Raw genomic sequence first — 14002 nt, forward strand, 5'->3', positions numbered from 1 at the left:
TTCTCCGTTCGGGGAAGATGAGGCGTATGGGGCACCACGGATGGCGGGGGAACCCGCCCGGAACCGAGCGCGAGGCGCGCCGCCGGATCGTCGAGGCGGCGACGGCGTGCATCGACCGGGTCGGTCTCGCCAAGACCAGCCTCTCGGACGTCGCCGCGGAAGCGGGTGTGACTCGGCAGACCGTCTATCGCTACTACCCGAGCCTCGCGGACATCCTCAGCGCGGTCGCGCTCGACCGGGTCGAGGAGTTCGCCGGGCGGATGGAACGGCATCTGGCCACGTTCGCCGACCCCATCGAGGTCGCCGTGGAGTCGGTGGTGTTCGGCGTCCGCGCGGTCCCCGACGAGCCGTACCTGGGACTGCTCCTGAAAGCGGGCGAGGCCGACGTCTTCACCGTCGCGGTCACTTCGGCGCAGTCGTTCGCGCTCGGCGCGCGGATCCTCCGGAACGTGCCGGTCGACTGGACGGCGGTGGGCGTCACGACCGACGACGACTTCGAGGGGCTCGCCGAAATGCTGATGCGGCTGTTCCTGTCGTTCCTGCAGTACCCCTCGACACCGGCGCACACCGACGAGCGGTTGCGCTCCATGGTCCGCCGCTGGATCGGCCCCGCGCTGGCCGCACGGCCGTGACAATCGAAGCCCGTGAAGTATCAACGCGGATGGTAGTAATTCACCGACAATAGCCGGGGTTCTTGTCTGGCCTTCACGATGCTGCCACCCTCGCCGAAGACGATCATCGGCGAAAGGGGAGTGCATGGGCTGGTGGTGGCAGGCATTCTTCGACGCCGCACCGTGGTCGCTGCTCGTCGCCGCGGCCGGTGCGGGTGTCGCCGAATTCGTCGCGCGCTTGACCGGAAAACGGCGCGGCCGGTTCGCGGTCGTACTGGATTTCGCTTTGCTGGCAGCGCTTTTCGCGGTCCTTCTGATCGTTTTCGTGCCGGCGCCGACGGCGGCACGCGGCTCGTCGGTGAGTCTTCACCTGCTGGGGGACGTCCTGCCTGTCTTCAGCGACAGTCCGGAACTTGCCTTGTTCCAGTTGGCGGGCAACGTCTTCCTGCTGACGCCGCTCGCGATCCTGTTGCCGGTGCGCTTCGGCTGGGCGAAGCCCGTGTCGCGGATCGTCCTGTCGGCGTTCCTGGTGTCCGTGTCGATCGAATGTCTTCAGGTCTGGCAGGACGCCGGCCGGGTGGGTTCGCTGGACGACGTCCTGTGCAACACGATGGGGGCCGCGCTCGCGGCCTGGTGCGGAAGCCAGTGGCGTGGCCGGACGACGTCGGGCAATGTCCGCGTGTGGCACCGATCGGGGATCGAGGTCCGGCGTTCCGGTGTGGTGCACGCGCGCCGCGGGCAACGGTTGATCGGTCGCGTGACCTTGAGCGATCTGCCGCCGTTGGCCGAAGGCGCGACCCTTGAGATCACCCTGTCCGAATCGGACGGTGGAGCCCTTCTCGTTTCCGCGCAGGCGTCGGTGGCGGCGTGAACCGCCGGCGCTACCTCGGCCGGACGGCGGCGAGGACCGCGTCCAGGCTGGGAAGCCAGCGCTGCCGGGGATCCGGCGCGGAGAGCCATTCCGCGTGGGCCTCGGCGCGTCCGGAATCGGCGGGCAAGGGGAGCAGCGTGCCCCAGGCGAGTACTTCGACATGCTGCGGCAGGGAGATCCGCGGGGGAATCAGGCCGTCGGTCTCCGCGAGGATGGCCACGCGCGGGCCCTGCTGGGTCAGCACCGCCATGGCGGGACCTCCGCAGCCGGTGTCGGCGAGCCGGGTGAGGACCTGGGCACCGTTGATCTTGGGCAGGGTCACCGCGCAGATCCCGCCTTCCAGTACCAGGAACGGCTGCGGGCCCCGCCATTTCAGCGACCAGCCGAAGAGACGGCTGTAGAAGGCGTCGCCGCGGGGGCGGATCGAGCGTGACTCGACCGGAAGCACTTGGTGGTCCAGCGACATCGTCGGCGCCTTCCGAGCGGGGGTGGGGGACTCCGCACAGCGTAACGGCACTCAGTGCCACTAGCAAGTGGCTGCTACCGTCCCGCTATGACCGATTCGCCGCGCCGAGCGCCGGTGACCCGAGCCGGCGCGACCCCCGCGGGCAGGCGCCGCCTGCGCCGCGCGCTCGCGGCGGCGGCCGTGGACCTGTTCGCGGCCAAGGGCTACGAGGCCACCACGGTGGACGAGATCGCGGCGGCCGCGGGGGTCGGCCGCCGGACGTTCTTCCGGTACTTCGACGCCAAGGACGACGTGCTCTTCGCCAACCACGACGAAATCGTGGCCGAGATGGAGGAGACGTTCGCCGCCGCGGACCCGGATCGTGATCCGGTGGAGGTGGCTTGTTCCGCCGTCGGTCTTGTCCTTGACTCCTATGCCGCGGAACTCGACGTGTCGCTCAAGCGGTTCACCCTGACACGAACGGTTCCTTCCTTGCGGGACAAGGAGGTCGCGACCGTCGACCGCTATCAGCGCGTGCTCGCCCGCTACTTGCGGGCGCGGTTCACGGAGCAGGGCGACGAGTCGGCGAGCCTGAGGGCGGCGGTGGCCGCCGCGGCGATCGCGGCCGCGAACAACCATGTGCTGCGGCGCTGGCTGCGCAGTGGCGGGCAGGACGACATCGCCGCCAGCGCGGCGGAGGCCTTCGCGCTGGTGATCGACGCTTTCAGGGTCGAAGAACCGCCGGACGAAACGACGCTGGTGGCGGTGATGACCACGGCGACGCCCCTGCACGCCGTCATCGCCAAGGTCAACGCCGCCTTGAACGAGCCGTAAGCCATCTGGCACTCAGTGCCAAGCAGGCGCGCCCCGCCTTTGACTACGCACGGTGAGTCGGTCTGAAGGTAGGGTGACGCCTGATGATCGACCGACAGCGCCTGCGGGTGTGGCGGGACGCCCTGCGCTACACGGCCTACGCCGGAACGGATGCCCCGCCGAAGCGTTCGGCGGGGCTGCGCTGGCTGCGCGCTCTCGCGATCGTCGCGTGTGGACTGTGGGCGGGTTTCGTCACGTTCTCGACCGTTTCGGTGCCGCCGCCCTTGAAGACGTTCAACGTCCTCATCTCCGTGCTGCCGTGCCTGCTGGCGGTGCGCTCACCGCTGTGGGGATGGCGTGTCCTGATCGTCGGCATCGTGAGCACCCCGCCGACCTTGCCCGGAATCGCCGAGTCCTGGGGCTGGCCATGGGCGCCGGGACTCGCGGTCACCGCGGCGCTCGTCTTCTATCTGGTGGGGGAGAGCAACGATCAGCCGCAACTCGCGTGGGCGGGGCTGATCTCGTTCGGTGCCGCCACCCCATTCCTTCGTGACTGGCGGGACGCGGCGTTGCTCGTGCTGCTGGGCGGGATCTTGTTCTTCCTCGGCAACACGGTCCGCCAGCGAAGGCTCGCCGAAGAAGAACGCGCGGCGCAACAGGAACGCAGGCTCGCCGAGGAGACCCGGGCGGCCCTGCTGGAGGAACGCGCGGGAATCGCGCGGGAGCTGCATGACGTGGTCGCACACCACATGTCCGTGCTCGCTCTTCGCGCCGACTCGGCGCGGTTCCGGTTCGCGGATCACGGCAAGGCCGATCGCGAGGCCGAAATCTGGCGGGAGTTCGCCGACCTCGCCGGAACCGCCCGCGAGGGCCTGACCGAGCTGCGCAGGTTGCTCGGGGTGCTCCGGTCCGAGGAACATGTGCCCGCGGTCGCTCCGCAGCCGGGGTTGGGCAAGGTGGTCGAACTCGTCGAAGGGGTCAAGGCCGCCGGCACCGAGTGTGAGCTCGACCTGCGCGGCGACCTCGACGCGGTGCCGGTCGGGGTCGCGTTGTCGGTGTTCCGGATCGTGCAGGAAGCCCTCAGCAACGCGATCCAGCACGCGCCAGGAGCGGCGATCTCCGTCGACCTCACGGCCGGTCCGGAGGCGGTCCGGCTGCGTATCGACAACGGCCGCGGCGACGGTCCGAAGAGGACGGAGCCGATGCGAAGCGGGCACGGTCTGGTGGGAATGCGGGAGCGGGCCGCTATGCTCGCGGCTGATCTTGAGGCAGGGGAGCGCGCCGACGGCGGTTTCCGCGTCGCCTTGACCGTTCCGCTCGATCGTGAGGGGCGTCTGGAACCGTGATCTCGGTGGTCATCGCCGACGACCAGACCATGGTCCGGCAGAGTTTCCGCGCGGTGCTCGACGCGCAGCCCGACATCCGGGTGGTCGGGGAGGCCGCGGACGGGAACGCCGCCGTCGCGCTGTGCACGGAACTCGAACCGGATGTCGTGCTGATGGACGTCCGCATGCCCGAACTCGACGGTCTCGAAGCGACCCGGCGGATCGTGGCGGGTCTGCCGGAGGTCCGCGTGCTGATCCTCACCACCTTCGACATCGACGAGTACGTGTTCGGCGGGCTGCGGGCGGGCGCCAGCGGCTTTCTCCTGAAGGACTCGCCGCTGGACGACCTGGTCACCGCCGTCCGGGTGGTATCCGCGGGCAACGCGCTCTTCGCGCCGACGATCACCAGGCGGCTGATCGGCGAGTTCGCCCGCACACACGCCTCGGCTCACACGGGTCACTCCCTCGTGGCCGAGCTGACCGCGCGAGAGACGGAAGTGCTCAGGCTGATCGCGCGTGGCCTTTCCAACGTGGAGATCGCCGAAGCGCTGGTGATCGCGGAGCAGACGGCGAAATCCCACGTCAGCAGGGTTTTCGGCAAACTCGGCGTGCGTGATCGCGCGCAAGCGGTCGTGGTCGCGTACGAGGCGGGGCTCGTCGTGCCCGGGAACAGTCCCTGATACCCCGACCCTCATTCCTCGGCGTCAGGTGCGTTTTCCCGGCCCTCCCTCGTGTAGAGCAAGAGAAACGCGAGGATGCCCGCGATCCCGGCGACGACGCAGACATTGTCGGCGATATCGGTGCCGAACGTCGTCACGATCGGCCCGGAACCGACGACGATGCCGAGTGTTTGCCCGGCGACGACCAGGAAGCCGCCGAGGAGGAACGCGAACAGGCAGATGCGGGTCGCGGCCAGCAGGATCCGGTACACGGCGATCACGCTCCAGGAAGCCACAGCAAGCCGACGGCCATCAGTACGCCGAACAGCAGGGTGGGCAACAGGTAGTAGAGGACGACCGGGACGAAGATCCGTACCGGGTTGATCTCGGCGATGCCCGCCGCGACATAGAGCGGCGCGGCACCGGGCGGCGAGCACCCTTCGGACGACGCCCATACGAGGATCGCCGCGAAAGCGATGTGCGGTGGAATGCCCGCGGCCGTGAGCGCGGCGAACGCCACGGGTCCCACGGCGGCGACCGTGGACGTCGTGTTGAGCGGTCCGGCGACGAGCACGATGACGACACCGACCACGATCGCTGCCACCAGCGGAGAGACCCCGGTGAGCCCTTCGAGGTAGGGCTTGAGCTGATCGTCGAGGCCGAGCGTCTTCAGCACGTTCGACGCGGCGAACGCGGAGATCATCGTGACTCCGACCAGGCCGAGTTTGGGGCCGACCGCGCCGAAGAGATCCCACCATCGCGCCCGGCCCTTCGGCAGCAGCCTGCGCTCGACGAGCAGGCCGACCAGCAGCATGACGATCGGCAGCCAGATGAGCAGCGGGATCGCGTCCGGAGCGTCCACGCCGATGCGGGCCGAGACGAAATCCGCGGTCGGCGGTGCGGTGAGCAGGATCGGGACGGCGATCGAACCGAGGACGACCAGCGACGGCCAGCCGACCTTGAACGACGCGCGCAGGGGGTGGATGTCCTGTGGTTCCATCGCTTGCACACCACGGCGTTTCACGATGACGTAGGCCATGATCAGCCGCATCCCCACCATCCAGGCGCCGGTGACGAAGATCGTCGCGACGATGTCGCCCGCGCTGAGCACCGGCACCACGGTCGGGGCGGCCAGGAGGATGAAGAAGGCGCCGCTGAAGGGGAAGGTGGCGCCGACGCCGGCGTTCCCGGACAGGACCAGTGCCGCGGTCTCACCGCTCGCCTTGGACCTTTTCATCCAGGGGATGGTGATCGACCCGACCGTGGCGACGATCGCGGCACCGTTGTGGGCGACCGCGCCGAACAGTCCTGAAGCGACGGTCGCGGCGTAGGCCGATCCGCCCCGGCGGCGCCCGAGGAACGAACTGAGAATGTCGACCATCCGCTGTACCAGCCCGGTCCTGGTGAGCAGTTCGCTGACGAAGACGAACGCCAACGCGGCGAAGGTGATCTCGGACTTCAGCCCGTCGAGCAGGCTTTCCCAGGCGACGGCGAAGAAGTCCGTGCCCGCGAAGGCGGCGGTGACGAGGAAGCCGATGACCATCGCTTCGCCGATGTTGCGTTTGAAGACCGCATTCCACACGACGATGGCGGCGATGAACGCGACCAGCGCCAGGATCGCGTTCACGCGTGGGTCCGTGCTGTGGTGTCGGTGACGAGGCCGGCTTCGCGGTATGCGGCCTTGGCTTCCGGTCCGGAAAGGAATCGGAGCAGGTCCGCGGCTTCGGGCGGGGCCGAGCGGCCGAGCGCGGCCGAGAGTTCGCTGTAGTGCTGGGCTCCGTCCGGGAGCGGGCCGACGATCCGCGCCCGCGGGACGAACTTCAGTTCGCTGATCTGCTGGACCGCGAGGTCGGCGCGGCCATCGGTGACGGCGAGCGCGGTGAAGCCCTTCTCCACCACCGTGGCGCGTGCGTTCACCTCGTCGGCGATGCCCAGGTCTTCCAGCAGCCGGGCGAAGTGGATCCCGCTCGCGCCGCTACGGGAGTAGGCGACCGACCGGGCCGAGGTGAGGGCCGTGCACAGAGCGTCCACCGTGCCGATGTCAGGGTCGCCGAGTTCCGGCGCGGTGGCGATGCCGATACCGCTTTTCGCCAGTACCACGCGGGATTCAGGGGTGACCGCGCCGGCGGTTTCCAGTCCGGCGAAGGCGGTGGAAACGGCGATCACGACGTCGGGCTCGGCGCCGTCGCGGATCTTCTCGACGAGGATGGTGGTGGGGTCGAACGTGACCTCGACGTCGAGGGCGTGCTTCGCCTTGAATGCGTCGAGCAGGACGTCGTCCAGCGGTTTCTTGACGGAGAGTGCGCTGAAGAGGCTGATCATGGGGTGTCCTTTCGGGCGGGTGGGGAGTGGAGGGCGTCGCGCTGACGATCGGTCAGCGGCCGGGTGGCGCGGCCTCGCAGGAGCAGGAAGATCTCCGCGGTGTGCTCGAGTTCTTCGAGGGTGTCCAAGGCGGTGTCGAGATTCGTCCCGGCGACCACCGGGCCGTGGTTGGCGAGCAGCAGTGCCGGATGTCCGACGGCGGCGCGGGCGATCGGCTCGGCGACGCCCGGATCCCCTGGCGGGTGGTAGGGGAGCAGCGGGAGGCGGCCGACCCGCATCGCGAAGTAGGCGGTCAGCGGTGGAAGGGCGTCGTGCGGGTCGAGATCGGCCAAGCACGAGACGGCGGCGGAATGCGTCGAGTGGGTGTGCACGACCGCGGTGTCGGACGGCCGCCGTCGCAGCACGGTCGCGTGAAAGAAGGCTTCCTTCGACGGCGGTGGTCCGGCGAGGTGGTTTCCGTCGGCGTCGATGACCGACAGATCTCCGGGTCGTATGGTGCCGAGGCAGGCCCCGGTCGGCGTGACGAGGATCTGCTCGCCGTAGCGCAGCGAGATGTTGCCCGTGCGGCCGTGGGTGAGTCCGCGGTCGTACAGCGATCTGGCCGCGGCGATGACGCGTTCGCGGTGGAGCCGGTCGGTGCTCATGAGCCGGACGCCGTCGCGAGCAGGTCCGGATCGCCGAAGTTGCCGGATTTGAGCAACAGTGCGGGCTGTCGGTCCTCGACCGGGTGGATCCACGGCACGCCGGGAGCGGCTTCGGCGCCGATGACGCCGCCGCGGACGCCGAGCGCCGTGACCACCGCGCCGGAGGTTTCGCCGCCGGCGGCCACGAGCCTGCGCACACCGCGCTCGACGAGACCGACGGCGATGAGCCCGGTCGCCTTCTCCAGGATCTCGGCGGCTCGCGAGACACCCAGTTCTTGTTGCGTACGGCGAAGATCAGCCGGGCTCGACGAGGAGTAGACGAGCGGTCCGGGCTCGGTCAGGGTGTCGTACCAGGCGAGTGCGCCCGCGGCGAGCGCGTCCGGATCCGGCGTGGCCACCGGGTCGAGGCGGTGTGCGGGACGTCCGAGCCGTTTCATGACGGCGACCTGCTCCAGTGTTCGTGCCGAGCAGCTTCCGGACAGTACGGCCGCCGGGCCGGTCGGGGGAGACGTGTCGGTCAAGGTCGTCGTCGTGGAGGCTCGCGCGGCGGCGAGCCCGGCCGCGAGGCCCGCCGCGCCCGCGACGAGTGGCGAGTCGGCCGCGATCCGGCCCAGCAGCCGCAGGTCTTCTTCGGTGAGCGCGTCGACGAGTACGTATCCGCTCTTGCCGTCGATCGCTTCGCGTACGGCGGTCTCGCCGCGCCGGAGGATGTCGTGCGTGACGAGGGCGACCGGTGTGGTGGTCTGTTCTCGCAGCAGACGGGGCAGGTGCGAGTCCGTCATCGGCGTCGCGGGGTGGTCGCGCATGGGCGATTCGGCCAGCAGGGTGTCACCGACGAAGAGGTGGCCCTGGTACTGCGTTCGCCCATGCTCTGGTGAGCTGGGCGTCGTCAGGACTCTTGCGGGTGACAGCGCCCGCGAAAGCGCGTCGAGAACCGGGCCGATGTTGCCGCGTGGCGTCGAGTCGAAAGTGGAGCAGTACTTGAAGTAGATCTGTCCGGCCTTCCGGTTCCGCAACCATCGCAGCGCTCGCATGGACATCGAGACCGCCTCCGCGGCGGCGATCGCGCGGCTCTTGAGGGCGATCACGATCGCGTCGTGCGGCGGTGTGACCTCGCCTTCGGGCGGGACCCCGAAGAACAGCACGGTGCGCAGCCCGCCCCGGCGGAAGGCGACGGCGACGTCGGTCGCGCCGGTGAAGTCGTCGGCGATCGCGCCGAGCACGCCGGTCATTCCCCGATCACCGCCTTCAGCCTCGCGGCGGCGCTGCGGGGCCCGGACACGACGGGGATGCCGAGCGCGGCCGACAGCTCGTCCGAGGCCGGGGCGAGGGAGTACTGGGCGAGCAGGACGAGGTCCCAGCCACGAGCTCGTGCCTGGCAGGTCTCGATGAGCTCGTCCGGCGCGAGAAGTCCGCCGACCTCGATGGGGATCCCTTTGTCGCGTGCCGCCTGCTCGAAGCGTGCCGTCGAGTCGCTCAGCGCCGTGGCCAGGGAGGCGACCACGAGAATCCTGGTGCGGCCACTGGAGAGCGCGTCGTCGAAGGCCGCCTCGTCCGGGGCGAGGAGCGGGACCGGCGCGTCGACCTGCTTCGTCACTTCGCCGTAAAGCGAGCACGTGAGCAGGACACCGTCTGCGCCGCCGGAGACCGCGTAGTCGATGAGCCGGCGCATCCGATCGTCCAACGCCGGGGTGCGGCCGCTCTCGCCGACGTCGGCCAGCAGCCGGTCGTCGAGGATGTTCCACGGGCGGGCCCGCGGGAATCCTTTCTCCAGGGCGGTCACAGCGGGTGGGATCGCGGCCGGGGTGGCGCTGATCAACGCGATGCGAGGGTTCATCGGCTGTGCTCCTTGATCCAGCTCAGACCTGCTTCGGTGCCGGTGGCCGGCTTGTACTCGCAGCCGATCCAGCCGTCGTATCCCACGGAACGGAGCGTGCCGAAGACGTCGGTCCAGGGGATGCCGCCGGTACCGGGCTCGGCCCGGCCGGGTGAGTCGGCGATCTGCAGATGGGCCGCCTTGGGCAGGAACTCCCGTAGCGCCGTGACGACGTCCTTCTCGTCGATGGAGGCGTGGTAGACGTCGAAGAGCAGGCGTACGTGGGGCTCGCCGATCGCGTCGCACACCGCGGCCGCGTGTGCCTGGTCGTCGAGGAGGAAGCCTGGCGCGTCCTGTTTGTTCTGTGCCTCCAGCAACAGCCGGACGCCGCTGTCTTTTGCCTGGTCCGCGGCCCACGCGATGTTGGCGACGTAGTGCGCGAAGGCACGGTCACGGGAGACGTCGGTGGGCCGGATCCCGGCGGGCAGGTGCAGGAACGAACTGTTCAGGGTCGTGGCGTACTCCAGGCCGAGCTGCACACCCGCGCGGAACTCGGCGGTGCGGCCGGGAAGGCACGCGTAGCCGAGCCGCTCGGGGGAGCCGGGTTCGCCGGTCGGGGAGTTGATCAGGATCTGGGTCAGGCCGGCGTCGGCGAGACGCCGGACGAGCGTGGTGGCGGGGAAGGAGTACGGCGACGCGTACTCGACGGCGGTGAAACCTGCCGCCGCTGCCGCGTCGAAGCGCTGTTCGAAGGGGAGTTCGGTGAACAGCCACTTGAGGTTGGCGGCGAAGCGGAGTCCATTGTGGAGGATCATCGGCGCCCCGCCGTCTCGTGGCCGGGGTTGACGAGGTTGGCGGGGGCGCGGCCCTGGAGGACGTCGATCACCTGCTGGGCGGCCATCATGCTGGAGCGGGACCGGGCCTGTTCCGTCGCGGCCCCGATATGGGCGGTGATCACGACGTTGTCGAGCCCGCGCAGCCTGCTGTCGAGCGGCAAGGGCTCTTCCGTGAGCACGTCCAGGGCCGCGCCCGCCAGCACGCCGTTCTCCAGCGCGTCGGCGAGGGCCTCCTCGTCCACCACTTCACCGCGCGCGGTGTTGATCAGGAAGGCCCCGGGTTTGATCTTTCGCAGTGCGGACGCGTCGATCAGGTGACGGGTGGAGTCGTCGAGGAAAAGGTGCAGGCTGAGGAAGTCGGCCTCCGCCAGGACTTCGTCGAAGGTGCGGGCTTCGACGCCGGTCTCCGCCAGGAAGTCGCGGTCGGGGTACGGATCGTGGGCGACGACCCGCATCCCGAACGCCAGCGCCAGCCGCGCCACCGTCTTGCCGATCGATCCCAGCCCGATCAGGCCCAGCACGGCACCGTCGAGTTCCCGTCCGCTGCGCTGCTCCCAGCGGCCCGCCTGGACGCTCGCGATGTTCTGGGGGATGAGGCGGGCGCAGTTGAGCATGAGCGCGAGGACGTGCTCGGCGACCGACCGGCGGTTCGCGCCGGGGGTGTAGGTGACGGCCACGCCGGCTCGGGTCGCCGCGTCGAGGTCGATGTTGTCGTAACCGGCTCCGCAGCGGCCGAACACCTTGAGCCGCTTCGCGCCTTCGATGACACCGGCGGGGAAGACATCGGTGCCCGCGACGATCCCGTCGGCGTCGCGTACGAGGTCGGCCAGGGGAGTGGCGGTGGCCTCGCGCTGCGCGGGGCTGGTGAAGACGGTGTCGAAACCCGCGTCCGACAGCAGCTGGTCGACCTCGCCGCCGGGCTTCAGATACGAGGTCGTCACGAGTACGCGCATGGTCATCGGGTTCGTTTCTCCTGTTCGGGGCGGCCTGATGCGAATACTATAGGATTTGTGTCAATACTATAGCCAGGCAAGATCAAGCCCCCGGGCCGCGCGGGATATCGTGATGCGACTAAGGAGGGACACATGGCTTCCCCGCGGAAGTCCGGACGGCAACCGCTCGCCGATCGGATGTACGAGGTGCTGCTGGGTCAGTTCACCGACGGCCGATGGTCCGCGGGCGAACCGGTCAACATCGGTGCGCTGTCACGAGAACTCGACGTCAGCCAGACGCCGCTCCGGGAGGCGTTGGCGCGGCTGGAGCACACCGGGCTCGTCCGCCGTGAAGCGCTCAAGGGTTACCGGGTCGCCCCGCTGCTCACCGAGTTCGAGCTGATCAAGCTGATGGACGCCCGTCTGGTCCTCGAACCCGCGCTCGCTTACGAGGCCGCCCGCCGGACGACCCCCGAGTTCCTCGATGAGGTCTTGAAGAGTGTCGACGACCTCGCCCGCGCCGCCACGTCGCCCGACACGGCGGCCTTCAGCGCCTATTGGACGATCGACGAACGGTTCCACCTGCTCATCGCCGCTCAGGCGGACAACCCGTTCCTGGAGAAGGCCTACCGGTCGCTCGGTGGCCAGGTGCAGAGGTTCCGGTTCTTCGCGAAGCTCGGCTCCGCCAGGGGAGCGCCCGGACTGGCGGCTGAGGAGCATCGCACCGTCTACGCCGCCTTGGTGGCGGGGGAGGCCGACGGGGCGGCGGCCGCCATGCGGCGGCATATCGAGAACGCGAAGCAGCGCGTTCTCGAAGACCGGAGGTCGGTCGAGGCGGCCGACCTCCCCGCGGGTCGCTGAATCATCTAAGTGTATAACGACCTATTCAGCTCGGCTGGCTTAAAAGCCACCACATAGCCCTCAAAAACCCGGCCACGAGCCCAAGGGGCCCGTGGCCGGGTCGCGACTAGTTGTCGAGGCCGAGGAAGAACTCCCGGATGTCCGCGGCGAGCAGATCCGGAACCTCCATCGCGGCGAAGTGACCGCCGCGTTCGAATTCCGACCAGTGCCTGATGTCGAACAACCGCTGGGCGAGTTGGCGTACCGATCGCGTGATGTCATGCGGGAGTACGGCCACGCCGAGCGGCACGCGGCAGGGGGTGCTCACCTTTCCGGCGTCGTGGTGCAACCGCGCGGACGAGGCCGCGGTCGCGGTCAGCCAGTACAGCGAGATGTCGGTGAGCATCCGGTCGTCGTCGACCGGCGTGCGCGGGTCCGTCCACTGCGCGAAGCGTTCGGCGATCCACGCGAGCTGTCCGACCGGTGAGTCGGTCAACGCGTAGCCGATGGTCTGCGGGGTGGCGATCTGCAGCGCCTGGTACGGCGGACGATTCGCCATGAGCTGCTTCACCTTTTCGAGGCGGGCTTCGTCCTCTTCGGACAGTTCGATGCCGGCTTCGGGGTCCGGCCGGGTCGGCAGGTAGTTCACGTGCACGCCGACGACGTGCTCCGGTGCCACCGCGCCGAGTGCTGTCGAAATACCTGAGCCGAAGTCGCCGCCTTGGGCGCCGTAGCGCTCGTAGCCGAGTCGGCGCATCAGCTCGGCCCAGGCCCGTGCGATCCGCTCGACGCTCCAGTCGCGTTCGTGGGTCGGCCCCGAGAAGCCGTACCCCGGAATCGACGGGATCACCAGGTGGAAATCGTGCGTCAGTGGCTCGATCATGCCCAGGAACTCCAGGAACGAACCGGGCCACCCGTGGGTGAGGACCAGCGCGAGTGCGTCCGGATTCGCCGATCGGACGTGCACGAAGTGGATGTTCTGGCCTTCGATCTCGGTGGTGAAGTGCGGCAGTTCGTTGAGTTCGGCTTCGTGGGCGCGCCAGTCGTAGCCGGTTCGCCAGTACTCGGCGAGTTCTCTGAGCCGGGCGAGCGGGAATCCGTAGTCCGAGCCCGCGTCGGCGACCTCGTTGGGCCAGCGGGTGCGGGCCAGCCGGTCGGCGAGGTCGTCGAGGTCGGCTTGGGGGATGTCGATGCGGAAGGGCTTGATCACGGCGCGGTCTCCACAGTTCGTTGGGTTGCTAAACGTTTGGTTGCCAAACGATACCGCAATCGTTCGGGCGCCCAACGATTCGGTTAGACTCGTCACATGGACGACCCCTCGCAGGAGCCGCGTGACGGCTGGCGAATGCTGCCCAGCTGGCTGCTCACGCAGACCGCGAACCACGCGCATCGCCTGGTGACCGACGGGTTTTCCGCGGTCGACGCCCGCGGCTACCACTACCGCGTGCTGGCGACGCTGGACGAGTCCGGGCCCGCCAGTCAGGCGGCGCTGGGCCGTCGGAGCGGCATCCACGTGAGCGAGATGGTCGCGACGATCAACGAGCTCGCCGAACGCGAACTGGTCGAGCGTGCCCCGGATCCGGCTGATCGGCGGCGCAACGTCGTCTCGCTGACCACGGCGGGCAAGCGGCAGCTGCGGCGGCTGGAGAAACAGCTGGCCGAACGCCAGGACGAACTGCTGGCGCCGCTTTCGCCCGAGGAGCGGGAGCAGTTCACCGAGCTGCTGTCCAAGCTGCTGGATCACCACGACCGGCGAAGCGGCGAGGCCGGCTAGTTGGGGTGGCTGAAGGGACTCGCCCTTGCTGCAGGCGTGGGGGGGGGGGGGGGGGGGGGGGGGGGGGCCGGCCCCACATGGGCTGTTGGGCCACGCCCCACCAAGACAAAACAC

At 69.1% G+C, this 14002-nt stretch carries 17 protein-coding genes; 7 read left to right on the forward strand and 10 right to left on the reverse strand.

The window, feature by feature from the left end; genetic code table 11:
- The first annotated feature begins 26 nt into the window (after positions 1-26).
- The gene (locus tag ACIBTM_RS21390; protein ID WP_395878789.1) at positions 27-632 is read left to right on the forward strand and encodes a TetR/AcrR family transcriptional regulator; all 606 of its coding nucleotides are present in this window, start codon (positions 27-29) and stop codon (positions 630-632) included.
- Positions 633-756: 124 nt separating this feature from the next.
- Positions 757-1482, forward strand: a complete 726-nt coding sequence (locus ACIBTM_RS21395; protein WP_395878790.1) for a VanZ family protein — start codon at positions 757-759, stop codon at positions 1480-1482.
- Positions 1483-1492: 10 nt separating this feature from the next.
- Here ACIBTM_RS21395 and ACIBTM_RS21400 read toward each other — a convergent pair whose 3' ends face one another.
- Positions 1493-1948 carry a glycogen operon protein GlgX gene (locus tag ACIBTM_RS21400; protein ID WP_395878791.1) on the reverse strand — a complete coding sequence of 152 codons (456 nt, stop codon included), beginning with the start codon at positions 1946-1948 and terminating at the stop codon, positions 1493-1495.
- A gap of 87 nt (positions 1949-2035) precedes the next feature.
- On the opposite strand from ACIBTM_RS21400, the gene ACIBTM_RS21405 reads away from it, so the two are divergent.
- The 3 genes from ACIBTM_RS21405 to ACIBTM_RS21415 all read left to right on the forward strand — a co-directional run bounded on the left by ACIBTM_RS21405 (position 2036) and on the right by ACIBTM_RS21415 (position 4745).
- Positions 2036-2761, forward strand: a complete 726-nt coding sequence (locus ACIBTM_RS21405) for a TetR family transcriptional regulator (protein ID WP_395878792.1) — start codon at positions 2036-2038, stop codon at positions 2759-2761.
- An 83-nt stretch (positions 2762-2844) separates the two neighbouring features.
- Positions 2845-4086, forward strand: a complete 1242-nt coding sequence (locus ACIBTM_RS21410; protein WP_395878793.1) for a histidine kinase — start codon at positions 2845-2847, stop codon at positions 4084-4086.
- Positions 4083-4745: a response regulator gene (locus tag ACIBTM_RS21415; RefSeq protein WP_395878794.1), complete on the forward strand. Its 663-nt coding sequence runs from the start codon at positions 4083-4085 to the stop codon at positions 4743-4745. Before ACIBTM_RS21410 ends, ACIBTM_RS21415 begins: the two co-directional genes overlap by 4 nt.
- An 11-nt stretch (positions 4746-4756) precedes the next feature.
- Here ACIBTM_RS21415 and ACIBTM_RS21420 read toward each other — a convergent pair whose 3' ends face one another.
- Genes ACIBTM_RS21420 through ACIBTM_RS21455 form a run of 8 tightly spaced genes read right to left on the reverse strand, consistent with a single transcriptional unit; the run spans position 4757 to position 11301 of the window.
- Positions 4757-5005 carry a hypothetical protein gene (locus ACIBTM_RS21420; protein WP_395878795.1) on the reverse strand — a complete coding sequence of 83 codons (249 nt, stop codon included), beginning with the start codon at positions 5003-5005 and terminating at the stop codon, positions 4757-4759.
- On the reverse strand, positions 5002-6351 hold the full coding sequence (locus tag ACIBTM_RS21425) for a TRAP transporter large permease subunit (protein ID WP_395878796.1): 1350 nt from the start codon (positions 6349-6351) through the stop codon (positions 5002-5004). Before ACIBTM_RS21425 ends, ACIBTM_RS21420 begins: the two co-directional genes overlap by 4 nt.
- Positions 6348-7046, reverse strand: coding sequence for a molybdate ABC transporter substrate-binding protein (locus ACIBTM_RS21430; RefSeq protein WP_395878797.1), 699 nt, complete (start codon positions 7044-7046; stop codon positions 6348-6350). Before ACIBTM_RS21430 ends, ACIBTM_RS21425 begins: the two co-directional genes overlap by 4 nt.
- Positions 7043-7690 (reverse strand): 3-oxo-tetronate 4-phosphate decarboxylase, encoded by a 648-nt coding sequence (gene otnC, locus ACIBTM_RS21435; protein ID WP_395878798.1) that lies wholly within the window; start codon positions 7688-7690, stop codon positions 7043-7045. Before otnC ends, ACIBTM_RS21430 begins: the two co-directional genes overlap by 4 nt.
- Complete coding sequence (gene otnK / locus ACIBTM_RS21440; protein ID WP_395878799.1) at positions 7687-8922, reverse strand: 3-oxo-tetronate kinase; 1236 nt, start codon at positions 8920-8922, stop codon at positions 7687-7689. Before otnK ends, otnC begins: the two co-directional genes overlap by 4 nt.
- Positions 8919-9527 carry a hypothetical protein gene (locus ACIBTM_RS21445; protein ID WP_395878800.1) on the reverse strand — a complete coding sequence of 203 codons (609 nt, stop codon included), beginning with the start codon at positions 9525-9527 and terminating at the stop codon, positions 8919-8921. Before ACIBTM_RS21445 ends, otnK begins: the two co-directional genes overlap by 4 nt.
- Positions 9524-10321 carry a hydroxypyruvate isomerase family protein gene (locus ACIBTM_RS21450; RefSeq protein WP_395878801.1) on the reverse strand — a complete coding sequence of 266 codons (798 nt, stop codon included), beginning with the start codon at positions 10319-10321 and terminating at the stop codon, positions 9524-9526. Before ACIBTM_RS21450 ends, ACIBTM_RS21445 begins: the two co-directional genes overlap by 4 nt.
- The gene (locus ACIBTM_RS21455) at positions 10318-11301 is read right to left on the reverse strand and encodes a phosphoglycerate dehydrogenase (protein ID WP_395878802.1); all 984 of its coding nucleotides are present in this window, start codon (positions 11299-11301) and stop codon (positions 10318-10320) included. Before ACIBTM_RS21455 ends, ACIBTM_RS21450 begins: the two co-directional genes overlap by 4 nt.
- Before the next feature lie 126 nt (positions 11302-11427).
- Between ACIBTM_RS21455 and ACIBTM_RS21460 the strand changes: the two genes are divergently transcribed.
- Entirely contained in the window at positions 11428-12135 is a 708-nt protein-coding gene (locus ACIBTM_RS21460) for a GntR family transcriptional regulator (protein WP_395878803.1), read from the forward strand.
- 106 nt (positions 12136-12241) lie between these two features.
- Here the strand turns inward: ACIBTM_RS21460 and ACIBTM_RS21465 are convergent, their stop codons facing one another.
- Positions 12242-13324 (reverse strand): epoxide hydrolase family protein, encoded by a 1083-nt coding sequence (locus ACIBTM_RS21465; protein WP_395878804.1) that lies wholly within the window; start codon positions 13322-13324, stop codon positions 12242-12244.
- A gap of 96 nt (positions 13325-13420) precedes the next feature.
- Here ACIBTM_RS21465 and ACIBTM_RS21470 point away from each other — a divergent pair, with 96 nt between their 5' ends.
- Positions 13421-13888 (forward strand): MarR family winged helix-turn-helix transcriptional regulator, encoded by a 468-nt coding sequence (locus ACIBTM_RS21470; protein WP_395878805.1) that lies wholly within the window; start codon positions 13421-13423, stop codon positions 13886-13888.
- Positions 13889-14002: the final 114 nt, after the last annotated feature.

The sequence above is a fragment of the Amycolatopsis sp. NPDC049868 genome (assembly GCF_044461365.1).
Classification (GTDB): domain Bacteria; phylum Actinomycetota; class Actinomycetes; order Mycobacteriales; family Pseudonocardiaceae; genus Amycolatopsis.